We start from the raw sequence: 17214 nt of genomic DNA on the forward strand, positions 1-17214 counted from the left end.
CAGCCAATGCAGCAGTGACGCAAGGGTGTCGCTCATTCATTGAGATCCATCAGGGCAAGCTGGCTGGCCAGCAGGCGTTGCTCGAGTTTCTGGGTGGTGTCATCGGCCTTGTACGTCACCAGGCGCGCGCGGGCAATGATGGAGCCGGTTTCCGGCTGCGTGGCCGCTGCCAGCGCCGCGGTCAGGCGCTCGCGCATGATCAGTGCTCCCGCCTCGCCGGTATTGGGCAGCATCAGCCAGAAGGAGGACTTGTCGCTGCGGCACAGCAGGTCGCCCTGGCGCGAGACCTCCTGCATCACGTTGCAGGCCATCGCCAGGCATTCGACGCGCCTGTCCTCGCCGAACTGCTCGCCGAGCATGTCCAGTTGCGGCAGATAGACGACCAGAATGCTGAACGGTTGGTCCAGCGCCCGCGCACGCGCCGCCTCACTGACTAGGCGTTGCTGGCCGGTGCGGGCGTTGAAGGCGTTGCACTCGGTTTCCTCGCTGGCGGTCAGGCTCATGATCCCCGCCTGCAGGCTGTTGATGACGAACGGCTGGCTGGCCACCAGCAGCAGACACAGGTAACGCAGTATCTCGCCGAAGTTGTCTTCCTGCTGACCCAATAGCCATAGCCACAGCGGTGCCAGCACAAGATTGAGCAACATCGCCGGTGCCAGGGGCAGCAGCAGCAGCGTCAGCACGCTGGGCAGCCCCAGCCACAGCGACATGCCCGGATAGGTGCCCGGCGCCTCGAGTGCCAGCATCAGATAGCTGGCGATCAGCGTCAGGTAGGAAGGCAGCGGCTGCTCATCATCGAGGTGATTGAGGCCGGCGGCAATCGCCATCAGCATGGTGGCCAGCACCGGCGTCAGGATATGATCGAAATCGCCCACCAGGTAGCGCCACAGGGCGTAGGTGGCGATCACCGCGGCGGCCAGCAGCATGATCAGTGTCTTGCGATTGGCGAGTTCCCGACGCTCGCTGTGCGCCAGATTGTGTAGAGGAGACATCAGTGATCATTCCCCCGCGATGGTGCCGCGGCGACCTTGTCTGCCGCGCTGGCCGGTTTCAGGGTGTCTCGTCCGTCGTCTGACCGGGCTTCGTCTGAAAAAGCATCAGCATCGGCAGGCTTGCGAGGCAGAGGCGGCAGCAGGGTGATCGGATGAGGTTCATCGCTCAGGTGGGCACTGAGGCGCTTGAGGTCCAGCGCGCCGGGATCACTGTCGTTGAGAGGCTGTACACGGGCGCGGACCGGCATCGCGAGATGCTCGATCAACTGGCGACGACGCAGGCTGGCCATGCGCTCGCCGCGGGTGACCAGCAAGACGGCCAGTGCCCCGTCATCGAGCTGGTAGCGGGTTTCATGCGGCAATGCGGCGCTGTCGAGGGTGTTCATCAGGCGACGGTTGGCCAGGCGGCCGGTCTTGACCGGTGCGAGCAGGATCAATTCGATATGGATTTCCTCGCGATCGGCACGGGCAATTTCCCGAGGCAGGTCTCGCATCAGCTGGTACTGTGACCAGATCGCGCGGCTGGAATCACGCCGACCACGACGCTCCAGCTGCATCCAGACCTGCTGCTGGCGTCGCCCACCGATGGCACCGAGCGCCATCAGGGTCGCGGTGATACCGATGCCTAGGCTCAGCCAGTCGCTGCCCAGCTGGCTGAGCGCCAGCCAGGTGGTGACCAGTCCGATCAGTGCGCAGGCCGGTGCCAGCCAGCGTGGGCGCGGATAAAGCAGCAGGACGGCAAAGCCCCACAGCCACATCAGGTGCTGTTGCGGGGCCAGCAGCACCAGTGCACTCATGATCAGCGCGACGCTGAGCATCACCAGCGTACGGAACCAGCGCAGGGTGAACAGCTCGTGGGCGAGAGAGACCACCAGCAACATCGTGCCGCCCACCGCCAGCAACAGGGCAGTGAGCGTCAGGCCGATACTGATCTGTCGTGCCGCTTCCAGCAGCAGCAATACAGAGCCGAGCAGACAGACGAACTGACTGAGACGGACTTTGAACTTGATCTCCATGGTGACTTATATTGGCACCTTTGCCGTGGATGGCGCGAAATCGGCCGAATTCCCTGGCCGAACGGTCTGTGACGTGGGCATTGCCTGCACGTTTGCAGGATGCGACGGTGCTCCGATCATGCAACGTCGTCTGCAATAATGGCAGCATACCCCAAACGGCGAGTGACAAAAGTGTCTACGCCTCTCGGGTCTTCACATAAGACCTTCACATCAGGTCTTCACGTCAGGGCTTCTCTGGGGAATGCCCTCGCGAGGCTCGGACGATGATGAAATGAGTGCGTGGACACTGACAACCAGCGAGATTAGGCACATGAGTGAGCAGGGCAAGCACGACACCACGGACGTCGTGGCGTACATGAATCGTCTGGGGCACGCAGCGCGCGCGGCAAGCGTCGTGATGCGTCGCGTCGACAGCGGCATCAAGAATCGTGCTCTGCAGACCATGGCGCGTCTGATCGATGAGCGTCGCGAGGCACTGGCAGAGGCCAATGCCGAGGACCTGACGCGTGCACGCGCCAATGGGCTCTCGGAGGCGATGGTCGATCGTCTCGCGCTGACGCCTGCGCGTATCGACGCCATGATCGAAGGGCTCGAGCAGGTCGCGGCGCTGCCGGACCCGGTCGGCGAGGTCGATGGTCTGCGCTCGCGTCCGAGCGGCATTCAGGTCGGCCACATGCGCGTGCCGCTGGGCGTGATCGGCATCATCTTCGAGTCACGCCCCAACGTGACCATCGAGGCGGCCAGCCTGTGCCTGAAGTCCGGCAATGCCTGCATTCTGCGCGGTGGCTCCGAGGCCGCGTCCAGCAACCGTGCGTTGAGCGAGATCATCAGCGAGGCGTTGGTGCTCTCCGAGCTGCCGGCCACGGCAGTGCAGGTCGTCGCCACCACGGACCGAGCCGCGGTCGGCGAGCTGATCGCGATGCCGGAATTCGTCGATGTGATCATCCCGCGTGGTGGCAAGAGCCTCATCTCGCGTATCTCGCGTGATGCGCGCGTGCCGGTCATCAAGCACCTCGATGGCATCTGCCACGTCTATATCGATGCCACGGCTGACCTGGCGATGGCGGTCCGGATCGCCGAGAACGCCAAGACCCATCGCTACGGCACCTGCAACACCATGGAGACCCTGCTGGTCGATGCGCCGGTTGCCGCCGAGGTCCTGCCGCGTATTGCCGAGCGTCTGGCGGTACATGAGGTCGAGATTCGCGGTTGCGAGCGTACCTGTGAAGTGCTGCCGCAGGCCATGGTTGCCAGTGCAGAAGACTGGGACACCGAATATCTCGCGCCGATTCTGGCGATTCGCGTCGTGGAAGGCGTCGATGAGGCGATGTCGCATATCGAGCGTCACAGCTCCGGGCACACCGAGGCCATCATCACCGAGAACTATGCGCTGGCGCGCCGCTTCATGGCGGAGGTCGATTCCAGCTCGGTGATGGTCAACGCCTCCACCCGCTTCGCCGATGGCTTCGAATATGGCCTGGGTGCCGAGATCGGCATCTCCACCGACAAGCTGCATGCGCGTGGCCCGGTCGGGCTTGAGGGCCTGACGACCCGCAAGTACATCGTGTTCGGTGATGGGCAGATTCGCCAGTGAAGGATCAGGTCTCACCCGACGAGGATCAGGCCGTGCCCGCGCAGACCTTGACGAACGAGAAGGCCCTGTCGCCCGAGGCGCTGGAGGACACTCAGCGCCCCTTGAATGCCGATGGTCTCGCGCAGGAGCGTGAGGCCGTGCATCACGGCGCCGAGTCGGCACATGATTCGCGCTTAAGGACTGACACGGCAGCGGAGCCGAGTTTCGAGGGCTGCCTCGGCCCGGTACCGCGTGTCGCCATGCTCGGTGGTACCTTCGATCCCATCCATCACGGCCATCTGCGCAGTGCCATCGAGCTGCGCGAAGCGCTGGGGCTGGATCATGTGCTGCTGGTGCCTTCGCATCAGCCGCCGCATCGCGCCGCGCCCGGCGTCAGCAGTGACCAGCGGCTGGCGATGCTGGAAGCCGCGATAGAGGCAGAGCCGGGCCTCAAGGCCGATGGGCGTGAGCTGCTGCGCGATGGGCCTTCCTACAGTGCCGACACCTTGGCCAGTCTGCGCGCCGAATACGGCCCGCAGGCGCGGCTGGTGATGGCCATCGGCCATGACGCCTTCCTCAAGCTCGGGGAGTGGCATGCCGCCGATCGTCTGTTCGATGACGCCCATGTGGTGGTGATCGAGCGACCGGACCATGATGCACCGCTGCCCCGGGCGCTCGAAGCGTTGATCCAGGGGCGCGAGGTCGACTCGGTGGCGGCCTTGATGGCGCGCCCGGGTGGCCACCTGTTGCGCCTGTCGCTGCCGACACGCATGGCCATCAGCGCCACCTTCGTGCGTGAGCGTCTCGCGCTGGGCGACAGCGTGCGCTACCTGCTGCCGGAAGCGGTGATCCGTCATATCGAGGCGCATGGCCTCTACTGTCCGTCATCGACCTGAGCCCGAGCCCACTATCGAGCCGAGCGTTGTGGCTCTGAACGTCCTGTCGCGTGCGAGCGTGGCATCATGAGAGGGGCGTCACTGCCGCGATCCCGCATCGCCGTGCGTGGCGCTCCTTTGGCGAGTAAATCACGATGCCCATAGGCGCGCGCATCGCCAACGGGTAGAATGCGCCCCCTGCCGAACAAACTCCCGAGGAATCATGCAGACCGAAGCTCTTAAAAACCTGGTTGTCGACGCCCTTGAAGAACTCAAGGCCCAGGAAATCAGCGAGATCAATGTCTCCAAGCTGACCAGCGTCACCGATGTGATGGTGATCGCGACCGGTACGTCCAGCCGTCATATCTCCGCGCTGGCCAACAACGTGCAGGTCACCGTGAAAGAAGCCGGCGTCAAGCCGCTGGGCTGTGAAGGCGAAAACGGCTCCGACTGGGTGCTGCTGGATCTGGGCGATGTCGTCGTCCACGTCATGCTGGCCGAAACCCGTGCCCTGTACGACCTCGAGCGCCTGTGGAGCGATCTGCCCCGCGAGACGCGTGAAGAGTACGAGCAGAGCCATTGATCCTGCCAGCCTGACCCGACGGGTTGCTCGTCGGGGCATGCCAACCGCTCGTTACGTCCTTGCCGGTCGCGATGTCGCGGGCAGGGAGTATCCGATGGAAGGACCGCGGGCTTGCCCGGCGTTCTGACACAGCACGGGACAGGACATGAAGATCCGAGTTTTGGCGGTCGGGCAGAAGATGCCGGACTGGGTGGAGAAGGGTAGCCGGGAATATCTCAAGCGCATGCCGCGGGATTTTTCGCTTGAGTTCATCGAACTGGCGCCCGGCAATCGCGGCAAGAATGCGGATATTGCCCGTGCCATGGCCAGTGAAGGCGACCGGATGCTTGAAAAACTCAAGGGAAATGAACATGTTGTCGCCCTTGATGTCCTAGGTAAGGCTTGGAGTACCGAGCAGCTTGCCCAGCATGCCGATGATTGGCGGCTGGGAGGGCGAGACGTGGCCATCCTCATCGGTGGCCCGGATGGGCTCGACCCACGTCTGCTGGCACGTGCCGATCAGCGCTGGTCGCTCTCGGCACTGACGCTGCCGCACCCCTTGGTGCGCATCGTGCTGGCGGAACAGCTTTACCGCGCCTGGACATTGCTGGTCGGGCACCCCTATCACCGGTAAGCGCCTGCCGCTTGCGACACGACACTGGTTGCGAGACCCGCCATGCGCCAACGCCGGGCGACGATAAAGAATCCTCAACAGGAAGTGCGGATCTTTCGCCTTCGCAGCATCGTGGCTGCCGGCCTCGTGCTGGTGCTGGCCGGATGTCTGCTGGCGCGGCTGCTCTTCCTGCAGGTCGTGGAACACGACATCTATACGACGCGCTCGGACAAGAACCGTGTGCGTGTCGAGCCCTTGCCGCCCACGCGTGGCTTGATCTATGACCGCAATGGTCAGCTGCTCGCCGAAAACCGCCCCAACTACAACCTCACGATCGTGCGCGAACGCGCCGGTGATCTCGAGACGACGCTTGAACGCCTGGTCGAGATTCTCGATCTGCCGCCCGATGAGGTCGAAGACTTCAAGGAACGCTCGCGTCAGCGTCAACGTCCCTATCAGCCTGCCCTGTTGATGAGTGAATTGAGCCAGGAGCAGATCGCGCGTCTGGCCGTCAATCGCTATCGCCTGCCCGGCGTCGAGGTCGAGGCGCAGCTGCTGCGCTACTACCCGGACGCCAAGCCGCTGTCGCATACCCTGGGGTATGTGGGGCGCATCAATCAGGCCGAGCTCAAGACCCTCGACAAGGGCAACTATTCGGGCACCCACTTCATCGGCAAGACCGGTATCGAGCGCTTCTATGAAGAGGAGCTGCACGGTCAGGCGGGCCTGCGCAAGGTGGAAACCAATGCGCGGGGTCGCGTGCTGCGTGAGCTGTCGCGGATCGACCCGGTGCCGGGCAAGGACCTGACGCTGACCATCGACCGCGGCCTGCAGGATCTCGCCTATCGGCTGCTCAAGGGGCGGCGTGGTGCCATCGTGGCCATCGAGCCCGAGACGGGTGACATCCTGGCGATGGCCTCCGTGCCGGGCTTCAACTCCAATGAGTTCGTCACCGGCATCAGTGTCAAGAGTTATCGCGCGCTGCAGAATGATATCGACCTGCCGCTGTTCAACCGTGCCATTCGCGGCCAGTACCCGCCGGCCTCGACCGTGAAGCCCTTCATGTCGCTGGCGGGGCTGGAGAACGGTGTCATCACCACCAGCACTTCCTTCTACGATCCCGGCTATTTCCAGCTGCCCAATGACAGCCACAAGTACCGCAACTGGCTGCGCTGGGGGCATGGGCGCGTCAACATGCGGCGTGGCATCGCGGTCTCCAATGACACCTTCTTCTACAACGTTGCCTATCGCCTGGGGATCGACCGCATCAGCGAGTACATGCACAAGTTCGGTTTCGGTGAGCAGACGGCGCTGGACGTGCAGGGCGCGCTGCCCGGTCTGATGCCGTCCAAGGAATGGAAGCGCAATCGCTACGACAAGCCCTGGTACCCCGGCGAGACCATCTCCATCGGTATCGGTCAGGGCTACTGGCTTGCCACACCGTTGCAGCTCGCCTCGGCGGAGGCCGTGCTGGCCAATCGCGGCAGGCACGTGACGCCTCACCTGGCCAAGCGCATCGGCGACGAGACGGTATTGCTGCCCAGAAGCGAGGAAAAACCGGATGTGGTGCTGGACAATCCGGCGTGGTGGGACGATGTCATCGCCGCGCTCGAGGACGTGGTCAGCGGGCGAGAAGGCACGGCGCGCAAGTATGTCGGGCCCGGTCTCAAGTACCGCATGGCCGGCAAGTCCGGTACCGCGCAGGTCTTCACTCTCGGGCAGGACCAGAAATACAACGGCGAGGAGCTTGCGGAGCGTCTGCGTGACCACGCCCTGTTCGCCGCCTTTGCGCCGGTCGAGCACCCGGAGATAGCCGTCTCCGTGGTAATCGAGAACGGCCAGGGCGGCAGCTCCGTGGCGGGCCCGATGGCACGCGCCGTCACCGATTACTGGCTGTTGCCGCGCATTGACCCCGAAGCGCGTGAGGCGGCGCTCACGCTGGCTGCCGCTCTGGCACCGCCGGAGGCACCGGCGGGCGAGAGTGAGCAAGGAGAGAACGATGCCGACTGATTATCAGCGCTCGATGCGTGGTGTAGGTGGGGATCTCAGTCATCGCCGCCGCACCAGTCTATGGGAGCGTATCCACCTCGACCCCTGGCTGCTGCTGCTGTTGTTGGCCGTGCTCGGCTGCGGGCTGATCGTGCTCTATAGCGCCAGCGGTCAGGATATCGATTTCACGCTGCGCCAGGCCTCACGCCAGGCGCTGGCGCTGGTGATCATGATCGGGCTCGCCCAGTTGTCACCCGCGACGCTTTACCGTTGGGCGCCGGTCGCCTATGGCGCTGGCTTCCTGATGCTGGTGGCGGTGGAGGTGCTGGGGGATGTCGGCATGGGTGCCCAGCGCTGGCTGGTCATCCCCGGGGTGGTGCGTTTTCAGCCCTCTGAGCTGATGAAGCTGGCGATGCCGATGATGGTGGCCTGCTGGCTCGGGCAGCGCCCGTTGCCTCCTCGCTGGCGAGACCTGGTCATCTGCGCCGTGATCATCGTCGCGCCGGTGCTGCTGATCGCGCGCCAGCCGGACCTCGGCACCTCGTTGCTGGTCGCTGCGGCGGGCGTGTTCGTGATCCTGCTGGCAGGGCTTTCCTGGAAGCTGATCGCCTTCTTCGGTGCCTTGATCGCCTCGGCATTGCCGCTTCTGTGGATGGTGATGCACGACTATCAACGCCGCCGTGTGCTGACATTCCTCAACCCGGAGTCTGACCCGCTAGGCGCGGGCTGGAACATCATCCAGTCCAAGACGGCCATCGGCTCGGGCGGCATCTTCGGCAAGGGCTATACCCTGGGGACCCAGTCCCAGCTCGAGTTTCTGCCGGAACGCCATACCGACTTCATCGTCGCGGTCATCGGGGAGGAATTCGGCCTGATCGGCATGAGCTTCTTCCTGGGGCTCTACGTGTTGATCGTGCTGCGCGGGCTGGTGATGTCCAACAATGGCCAGGACAGTTTTGCACGGCTGACGGGGGGCGCGATCATCCTGACGTTCTTCGTCTACGTCTTCGTCAACATCGGCATGGTATCGGGTATCTTGCCGGTCGTTGGCGTCCCGTTGCCGCTGGTCAGTTATGGTGGGACCTCCAGCGTGACCTTGCTGGCAGGCTTCGGTATTCTCATGAGCATTCATACCCACCGGCGCCTATTGTCGCGATGACGTGGCGGCCAGTTGCCGAGTGGCAAGGACATTCGCGAGCCCAAGCTCGCAGACAGGCAAGGAGAGAGTCGATGACGGTGATCAATGCGTGTGGGCGACGTCTGAAGCACTGGGGCGCAGCCCTGGTGATGGTGGCACCGCTGCTGGGAATGTCAGGCGTGGCCAAGGCGGCGCCTGATGGCTTCGCCCCGGCGACTCACCCGGAAACGGCCAGGCTGGTCGACGAGCTGGTGGCCAAGGGGCTGGATCGCGATCGTGTGACCGAGCTGATGAATCAGGCCGATTACAGCCAGAAAGTGCTGGATGCCATGTCGCGTCCGGCGGAAGGTCATCTGCGCTGGGACCAGTACCGCGCCATCTTCATGAAGCAATCGCGCATCGAAGCCGGTGTGAAGTTCATCGCCGAGCATCGTGAGACCTTCGATCGTGCCCAGGCCGAGTATGGTGTGCCGCCGGAAGTCATCGCCGCCATCATCGGTGTCGAGACCTTCTTCGGCAAGCACACCGGGACTCACCGCGTGATCGATTCACTGTCCACGCTGGCCTTTGATCACCCGCGTCGCGGCAAGTTCTTCCGTGGCGAGCTGGCAGCCTTCCTGCAATTGACGATAGAGCAGGGCATCGACCCGCTCTCCATCAAGGGCTCCTACGCCGGTGCGATGGGCTATCCGCAGTTCATCCCGACCAGCTATCAGGCCTATGCGGTCGATTTCGATGGCGATGGCGTGCGTGATCTGTGGCACAACCCGGTCGATGCCATCGGCAGCGTCGGCAACTACTTCGCGCGTCATGGCTGGAAAGCCGGTGCGCCGGTGGTCAGCGCCGCGGACGGCCCCGGGACGCCGCCGTCGTCCGTCACCTTCAACAAGACGAAAAAGCCGTACATGAGCGTTTCCGCGCTTGAGGCGGCCGGTGTCCAGGTGGCAGACGACGTGGCCGGCAATACCCAGGTGATTCCGTTGGCGCTGGACCTGAAACAGGGCTACCGCTACGCCGTCGGCTACGACAATTTCTACGTCATCACGCGCTACAACCACAGTCACATGTATGCGATGGCCGTGGATGAGCTCTCCCGTGCGATCAAGCGTCGTCTCGAGGACGGAGGTGCGGGATGAGCTGGTCACGCGCGCTACCGCTGACCCTCGCGCTTGCCCTGCTGGCTGGCTGTGCCAGCAGTGGGGGCGGCACCCAGGTCAGTGATGGTGCCTCGGCGAGCACCGGCAAGAAGGCGGGCAAGAACAGCCGCTACGAGTTGGACAGCGATGCCTATCCCGATGATGCGCCGGATGTCTCGGCGGTGCCCGATGAGGTACCACGTGTCGAACCCTATACCCGCAGCGGCAATCGCAGCGAGTATGAGGTATGGGGCAAGACCTATCGCGTAATGGATGATCCGCGCGGTTACGTGGCCGAGGGCACTGCTTCCTGGTATGGCAAGAAGTTTCATGGCTACGCCACCGCCAGTGGCGAGATCTATGACATGTACACCATGACGGCGGCTCACAAGTCGCTGCCATTGCCGACCTATGCGCGTGTCACCAATCTGGACAACGGCAAGCAGGTCATCGTCAAGGTCAACGACCGTGGCCCCTTCCATGAAGATCGCCTGATCGACCTGTCCTACAGCGCGGCGTGGCGCCTGGACATGCTGGACCACGGCACTGGGCACGTGCGTGTCGAGGCCCTCGATGCCACGACCTGGAAGCCGGGCCCGAGCCCGACCCAGGGCACGGCAGAGTCCGAGCGTCTGCTGGTGCGCAGTCAGGCGGTACGTCGCGAACAGGGCATTGCCGGACTCGACGCGATGCAGGCAACCGGCGGTTCCGTGGCCTCGAGCGCTTCCGGCGCGAGCGTTGCCGCCAAGCCCGTGGTAGCCTCTGCTGCGCCGAGCAGCACGCCCTCAGTGGCGAGCGGGGAAGCTACCTTCCTGCAGGTCGCGGCGGTCAGTGATCTGAGCAAGGCCGACAGCATTCGTGCCAGTGTCAGCTCCCGTCTTGGGAGACCGACTCGCGTGCTGGGTAGCGGCGACCTCTACAAGGTTCAGGTCGGTCCGCTGGAAGACAGTGTCCGTATTGAATCGCTCAAGTCGGCGCTGGCCGATGCTGGCTATGCCGGGGCTTTCAGTGTCACGGCAGAGCGATAAGGGCCGCAGGCCCGTTTTCATCCATCATGCGCTTCGTGAAGAGGCGCAACCTGGCCGAGGCGCAAGCCTCGGCTTATGCATGAGTGTCAAAGAGATTCCAACATGTCCCTGAAAGCCCGACTTCTTCCTCTTCGGCGTCGATTCTCCGCGCTGATGGCGGCCAGCGGCATTGCGCTGTTCGCAGGCGTTGCCGCCACCCCGGCCCATGCCATCGAGACGGATACCCTGATTCCGGCCGCGCCGCAGCTGGCGGCGTCTTCCTGGATCCTGATGGACGCCAATTCCGGGCGCATCCTGGTCGAGCACAACGCCGACAAGCGCCTGCCGCCGGCCAGCCTGACCAAGATGATGACGGCCTACCTGGTCGAGAGCGAGATCGACGACGGCAAGCTGAGTCCGGACGAAGACGTACGCATCAGCGTCAATGCCTGGAAGACGGGTGGCTCGCGCATGTTCATCCGCGAAGGCACCAGCGTCAGTGTCGATGACCTGCTGCACGGTGTCATCATCCAGTCCGGCAACGACGCCAGCGTCGCGCTGGCCGAGCGTATCGGCGGCAGCGAGGGCTCCTTTGCCGACCTGATGAACCAGCACGCCAAGCGTCTGGGCATGAAGAACACCCACTACATGAACGCCACTGGCCTGCCGCACGCGGAGCATTACTCCACGGCGCACGACCTGGCGATTCTGGCGCGTCGCATCATCAAGGATTACCCGGATCACTACGAGATCTATTCCCAGAAGTACTTCACCTGGAACGGTATCAAGCAGCCGAACCGCAACAAGCTGCTGTGGCGTGACAAGGACGTCGATGGCCTGAAGACCGGCCACACCGAAGAAGCCGGCTACTGCCTGGTGGCATCCGCCAGGAAGGAAGATACCCGCCTGATCAGTGTCGTGATGGGTACCAAGTCCGAAGAGGCGCGTGCGCAGGAATCCCAGAAGCTTCTGACCTACGGCTTCCGCTACTTCGAGAGCAAGAAGCTCTATGACAAGGGCGCGGTACTCAATCAGGCGCGTGTCTGGGGTGGCGAGAAGGACCAGGTACGTCTGGGCATGGCCCAGGACGTCTTCCTGACCGTACCGAGTGGCCAGGCTGACAAGCTGACCGCGCGTCTTGATCTCAAGGACACCATCAAGGCCCCGGTTCAGGCCGGCGAGCAGTACGGTACCCTGCAGATCAAGCTGGACGACAAGGTGCTGGCCGAAGAACCATTGGTCGCACTGGAACCGGTGGAGCAGGGCGGGCTGTTCAAGCGTCTGTGGGATGCCCTGATGCTGTTCTTCCACGGCCTGTTCAACTGAGACAGTCGTCTGGCTGTGTGAAGTGACGCGGCCGATGACATGATTCAGTGATGGCAGTGGGGTGCGCGTGCTGGCGGTGCCAGGCGCGCGCCCCTGAATATCGCGGTCGTGTACTCAACAAAGGGCGATCCGGCTGACGGATCGCCCTTTGTTGAGTAGAATGGTCGGAAATAGAGTTACCTGAAGGGCTATCCCCATGGCCAAGACGCCAGCAGCTGGTGGGCAGACGCCCCCGAAGATTGAATTCCCGTGTGATTTCTCCCTCAAGATCGTCGGCACCGCCGCAGAAGATCTCGTCGAGGTGGTTTGCAATATCCTGGAAGTGCATGCGCCGGGCTTCGATGCGACGGCCATTACCTGGCAGGACAGCAAGAACGGCAACTACCGCAGTATCCGTGTGGTGATCCGTGCCACCGGTACCGATCAGCTGGATGCGCTGCACCGTGACCTCAAGGCCACCGGTCGCATCCACATGGTGCTGTGATCCAGGCATGAAACGCTGGATTTCCTTGTCTTGCGCCTTGATGACAGGAGCGCATGCATGAACACGATTCACGTCTACCACCTCGGCCTCAAGGCCTATGATGAGGTGTGGTCGGCCATGCGCCACTTCACCGATATGCGTGCGGCCGATGCGCCGGACGAGCTATGGGTGGTGGAGCACCCGCCGGTCTTTACCCAGGGCCAGGCGGGCAAGCCGGAGCATCTGTTGATGCCGGGCGACATTCCGGTGGTTCAGACCGACCGTGGCGGCCAGGTGACCTATCATGGGCCCGGCCAGCTGGTGCTCTACCCGCTGCTCAACGTCAAGCGAGGCGGCATCGGCGTTCGCCAGCTGGTGACGGCGCTGGAAGAGACGGTGGTGGCAGCGATGGCCGAGCACGGCATCGAGGCCTATCCGCGCCCGGACGCGCCAGGCGTCTATGTGAAGAAGGCGGCGCAGCGTGGTGATGACCCGCGTCGTTCGATGGAAGAGGCCAAGATCGCCTCGCTGGGACTGCGCATCCGGCGTGGTTGCAGCTTTCACGGCGTGGCGATCAATCTGGATATGGACCTCGCGCCCTTCGGGCGCATCAATCCCTGCGGCTATGCCGGCATGGCGATGACCCAGCTGCGCGATCTCGTTCGCGCACCGGTGGATCTCGCCAGCGAGCGTGACCGCCTGGTGCGTTGTCTGGGCGCAAGCCTGGGCGATGTGACCCTGACTCCGGTGAGCGGCCTGCCCGCGGCACTGGCTGACATTTCTCGAACAGCAGGACAGAACTGATGACCGAGACCATCGCTACCACGAAGCCCGCTCCCTCCGCTGCTCCTGCCCGCAAGGAGCGTGGCGTTAAGCTGCGCGGCGCCGAGAAGGTTGCCCGCATTCCGGTCAAGGTGATTCCCACCGAGACCTTGCCCAAGAAGCCGGACTGGCTGCGTGTGCGCATGCCGGCCTCGCCGGAAGTCACGCGCATCAAGCAGACGCTGCGCAAGCACGGTCTGCACACGGTCTGTGAGGAAGCCTCCTGCCCGAACCTGGGTGAGTGCTTCAGCGGCGGCACCGCCACCTTCATGATCATGGGGGATATCTGCACCCGTCGTTGCCCGTTCTGTGACGTGGCGCACGGTCGTCCCAATGCATTGAACGCCGACGAGCCGCGCGAGCTGGCCGAAGCCATCGCCGAGATGCGCCTGAATTACGTCGTCGTGACCTCCGTCGACCGTGACGACCTGCGCGATGGTGGCTCCAACCACATCGCCGAGTGCATCCGCGAGATTCGCGAGAAGTGCGACGGCACCGAGATCGAAGTGCTGGTGCCCGACTTCCGTGGCCGCATGCAGGTCGCGCTGGACGTGCTCGAGCAGACACCGCCGGATGTCTTCAACCACAACCTGGAAACCGTGCCGAGCCTTTACCGTCGCGTGCGCCCGGGTGCCGACTACCAGTGGTCACTTGATCTGCTCAAGGGCTACAAGGAGCGTCGTCCGGAAGTGAAGACCAAGTCCGGTCTGATGCTGGGGGTCGGCGAGACTGACGAGCAGGTGCTCGAGGTCATGCAGGACCTGCGCAACCACGGTGTCGACATGCTGACTCTGGGTCAGTACATGCAGCCGTCGCGCAACCACCTGCCCATCGATCGCTGGGTGCATCCGGACACCTTCGATTGGCTCGGCCAGAAGGCGCGCGAGATGGGCTTCTCGCATGTTGCCTCCGGCCCGCTGGTGCGCTCTTCCTACCACGCCGACAAACAGGCGCACGGTGTGGAAGTGAAGTAAGCCGCACTGCTGACATGCCGTCAGTAGCCTGAACGAAAAACCGCCATGGAGCTTGTCTCCATGGCGGTTTTTTCATGTGGCTTGCGCCATCAGGACGCTATGTTCATTGCTCGGTCGCCAGCGGCAGGCAGGCCACGCTGTGCCCGGGGATGGGCTCCATCGGCGCACTGAAGTGCGCATTGAGCTCCGGCAGCAGCTCGCGCACGAAGCGCAGGAACAGCTCGGTGACCGGCGTGGGGTAGCGGTCCTTGGGGTAGACGGTGCACCAGCTGCGTCTGAGCGGGAAGCCCGGCAGCGATGGCGAGGCCAGCAGGCCTGAGGCCAGCTCCAGCTGAACCGACAGTCGCGGCAGGATCGCCACGCCCAGGTGCGCCATCACGCCTTGCTTGATGGCCTCATTGGAGCCCAACTCCAGCGTATGGCGCAGCGAGACACGCTCGCGTGCGGCGAACTCCTCGAAGGCGGTGCGTGTGCCAGAACCGGGTTCACGCATCAGCATGTAGTACTGCGCGAGGTCTTCCAGGGTGATGCCCTTGACCTCTAGCAGCGGATGACCGGGCCAGACGACGGGGATCAGCTCGTTGTCGAGAATCGGCATGAAGGCCAGATTGGCGTCATCTGGCACCATGCCCATGATCACGAGATCATCGCGCCGCTCGGCGAGGCGTTCGAGCGCCTGGCCGCGATTGCAGACGCGCAGGCGTACCGACACTTCCGGATAGCGCGCCCGAAAGCGCGCCAGAATGTGCGGCACCACGTACTGTGCGGTGGACACGGCCGCCAGGTTGAGCTCGCCGCGGATGGTGCCGGCGATCTCCGACAGCTCCATCTGCAGGCTCGAGACCTCGCCGAAGATCGACTGCACCGAGTTTGCCAGGGCATCAGCCGCCGGCAGGATATGTAGCGTCTTGCCGGCATATTTGAACAGCGATTGCTCGAGTGCCTGCTCCAATTGACGAATCTGGGCACTGACGGCGGGTTGCGTCAGGCCAAGTTGCTCGGCCGCACGGGAGTAGGACTGCTGGCGATGAACCGCTTGGAACACCTGTAACTGTCTGAAAGTTAAGCGATTCAACAAGTTTGGACGCGACATGACACACCCAGTCATAAGGTTTTACTTATAGATTGGCAAAAAAATATCAACTTTTCTATTGGTCTCTCGCTGGGTAGCGTGGAACGCATGCTACCTCGTGTCTTTCAGCGCCGTTGTCGCGTCTGGCGGTCAATGACAAGCGCACGACCGGAGCACCACAACAAGATCACGCGTCACGTCCGGGAGAGTCACCATGTTTCGCAAGTTGCTGATTGCCAACCGAGGGGAAATCGCAGTGCGCATTGTACGCGCCTGTGCCGAGATGGACATCCGCTCAGTCGCTGTCTACACCGAACCGGATCGTTTCTCCTTGCACGTCAAACGCGCCGATGAAGCGCATTTCATCGGCGACGACCCGCTGGCCGGTTATCTGGACGCCCGCCGCCTGGTCGATCTCGCGCGCGAGACCGGCTGTGATGCCATCCATCCGGGCTACGGATTCCTGTCGGAGAACGCCGAATTCGCGGCCATCTGTGAAGCGGCGGGAATCGCCTTCGTGGGGCCGGCCAGCAGTGTCATCGCCCGCATGGGCGACAAGACCCAGGCCCGCGATGCCATGAAGGCAGCCGGCGTGCCGGTGACACCGGGCTCGGCCGGCAATCTGGCCGATGTCGAGGAGGCGCTGAGTGTCGCCGAGCAGGTCGGCTACCCCGTCATGCTCAAGGCTACCTCAGGCGGTGGGGGGCGCGGTATCCGGCGTTGTGATGATGCTCATCAGCTCGAGCAGGCCTGGGGGCGCGTGATCTCGGAAGCCACCAAGGCCTTCGGCAGTGCCGATGTGTTCCTCGAGCGTTGCGTGGTCGACCCGCTGCATATCGAGGTGCAGATCCTCGCTGACAATCACGACAACGTGATTCATCTGTTCGAGCGTGACTGCTCCATCCAGCGTCGCAACCAGAAGCTGATCGAGATCGCCCCCAGTCCGCAGCTGACACCGGAGCAGCGCTCCTACGTCGGCGAGATGGCAGTACGTGCCGCCCGCGCCGTCGGCTATCGCAACGCCGGTACCGTGGAGTTTCTGGTCAAGGGCAACGAGATCTACTTCATGGAGATGAACACTCGCGTGCAGGTGGAGCACACCATCAGCGAGGCCATCACCGGCGTGGATATCGTGCGCGAGCAGATCCGCATCGCCTGGGGCCACAAGCTGGCCTTCCGCCAGGAAGACATCCGCCATCACGGCTATGCGATCCAGTTTCGCATCAACGCCGAGGACCCCAAGAACGACTTCCTGCCAAGCTTCGGGCGCATCACGCGCTACTACGCGCCGGGCGGGCCTGGCGTGCGCACCGATACCGCGATCTATACCGGCTACACCATCCCGCCGTATTTCGATTCCATGTGTCTGAAGCTCATCGTGTGGGGGCTGACCTGGGAAGAGGTCATCAATCGTGGTTCGCGGGCCCTCAGTGACATGCGCCTGCAGGGCGTCAAGACCACGGCGCCTTACTATCAGGAAATCCTCAAGCACCCTGATTTTCGCAATGCGCACTTCGATACCGGCTTCGTGGCCGCTCACCCGGAATTGACCCAGTACTCGGTCAAGCGCCTGCCGGAGCAGACAGCGCTGGCGATCGCGGCGGCCATCGCGGCCCATGCCGGTCTCTGATGCGTACCTGATGCCCCTGATGTCGT

General features: G+C 63.4%; 16 protein-coding genes. 13 read left to right on the forward strand and 3 right to left on the reverse strand.

Annotated elements, in window-relative coordinates; all coding sequences use genetic code 11:
- Window positions 1-32: 32 nt before the first annotated feature.
- Entirely contained in the window at window positions 33-992 is a 960-nt protein-coding gene (locus tag FLM52_04155; protein ID NVN54988.1) for a diguanylate cyclase, read from the reverse strand.
- Entirely contained in the window at window positions 992-2008 is a 1017-nt protein-coding gene (locus FLM52_04160) for a hypothetical protein (GenBank protein ID NVN54989.1), read from the reverse strand. The genes FLM52_04155 and FLM52_04160 overlap by 1 nt, the downstream gene beginning before the upstream one ends.
- Before the next feature lie 310 nt (window positions 2009-2318).
- On the opposite strand from FLM52_04160, the gene FLM52_04165 reads away from it, so the two are divergent.
- The 12 genes from FLM52_04165 to lipA all read left to right on the forward strand — a co-directional run bounded on the left by FLM52_04165 (window position 2319) and on the right by lipA (window position 14486).
- Complete coding sequence (locus FLM52_04165) at window positions 2319-3602, forward strand: glutamate-5-semialdehyde dehydrogenase (protein NVN54990.1); 1284 nt, start codon at window positions 2319-2321, stop codon at window positions 3600-3602.
- A gap of 239 nt (window positions 3603-3841) precedes the next feature.
- Entirely contained in the window at window positions 3842-4477 is a 636-nt protein-coding gene (gene nadD / locus FLM52_04170; protein ID NVN54991.1) for a nicotinate-nucleotide adenylyltransferase, read from the forward strand.
- 202 nt (window positions 4478-4679) lie between these two features.
- Complete coding sequence (gene rsfS, locus FLM52_04175; GenBank protein NVN54992.1) at window positions 4680-5039, forward strand: ribosome silencing factor; 360 nt, start codon at window positions 4680-4682, stop codon at window positions 5037-5039.
- A 145-nt stretch (window positions 5040-5184) separates the two neighbouring features.
- Entirely contained in the window at window positions 5185-5652 is a 468-nt protein-coding gene (gene rlmH / locus FLM52_04180) for a 23S rRNA (pseudouridine(1915)-N(3))-methyltransferase RlmH (GenBank protein NVN54993.1), read from the forward strand.
- A 42-nt stretch (window positions 5653-5694) separates the two neighbouring features.
- Entirely contained in the window at window positions 5695-7641 is a 1947-nt protein-coding gene (mrdA, locus tag FLM52_04185; protein ID NVN54994.1) for a penicillin-binding protein 2, read from the forward strand.
- Entirely contained in the window at window positions 7631-8779 is a 1149-nt protein-coding gene (rodA, locus tag FLM52_04190; protein NVN54995.1) for a rod shape-determining protein RodA, read from the forward strand. Before mrdA ends, rodA begins: the two co-directional genes overlap by 11 nt.
- Window positions 8780-8907: 128 nt before the next feature.
- Window positions 8908-9894, forward strand: coding sequence for a lytic murein transglycosylase B (gene mltB, locus FLM52_04195; GenBank protein NVN54996.1), 987 nt, complete (start codon window positions 8908-8910; stop codon window positions 9892-9894).
- Entirely contained in the window at window positions 9891-10922 is a 1032-nt protein-coding gene (locus FLM52_04200; GenBank protein NVN54997.1) for a septal ring lytic transglycosylase RlpA family protein, read from the forward strand. The genes mltB and FLM52_04200 overlap by 4 nt, the downstream gene beginning before the upstream one ends.
- Before the next feature lie 153 nt (window positions 10923-11075).
- Window positions 11076-12227: a D-alanyl-D-alanine carboxypeptidase gene (locus FLM52_04205; protein NVN54998.1), complete on the forward strand. Its 1152-nt coding sequence runs from the start codon at window positions 11076-11078 to the stop codon at window positions 12225-12227.
- A gap of 196 nt (window positions 12228-12423) precedes the next feature.
- Window positions 12424-12711 (forward strand): DUF493 domain-containing protein, encoded by a 288-nt coding sequence (locus FLM52_04210; protein NVN54999.1) that lies wholly within the window; start codon window positions 12424-12426, stop codon window positions 12709-12711.
- Between the two features lie 57 nt (window positions 12712-12768).
- The gene (gene lipB, locus FLM52_04215) at window positions 12769-13494 is read left to right on the forward strand and encodes a lipoyl(octanoyl) transferase LipB (protein ID NVN55000.1); all 726 of its coding nucleotides are present in this window, start codon (window positions 12769-12771) and stop codon (window positions 13492-13494) included.
- Window positions 13494-14486, forward strand: a complete 993-nt coding sequence (gene lipA / locus FLM52_04220) for a lipoyl synthase (protein NVN55001.1) — start codon at window positions 13494-13496, stop codon at window positions 14484-14486. Before lipB ends, lipA begins: the two co-directional genes overlap by 1 nt.
- 103 nt (window positions 14487-14589) lie before the next feature.
- Here lipA and FLM52_04225 read toward each other — a convergent pair whose 3' ends face one another.
- On the reverse strand, window positions 14590-15579 hold the full coding sequence (locus tag FLM52_04225; protein ID NVN55002.1) for a LysR family transcriptional regulator: 990 nt from the start codon (window positions 15577-15579) through the stop codon (window positions 14590-14592).
- Between the two features lie 193 nt (window positions 15580-15772).
- On the opposite strand from FLM52_04225, the gene FLM52_04230 reads away from it, so the two are divergent.
- Window positions 15773-17188 (forward strand): acetyl-CoA carboxylase biotin carboxylase subunit, encoded by a 1416-nt coding sequence (locus tag FLM52_04230; protein NVN55003.1) that lies wholly within the window; start codon window positions 15773-15775, stop codon window positions 17186-17188.
- Window positions 17189-17214: the final 26 nt, after the last annotated feature.

It is taken from the genome of bacterium Scap17 (genome assembly GCA_013376735.1).
Taxonomy (GTDB): Bacteria; Pseudomonadota; Gammaproteobacteria; order Pseudomonadales; family Halomonadaceae; genus Cobetia.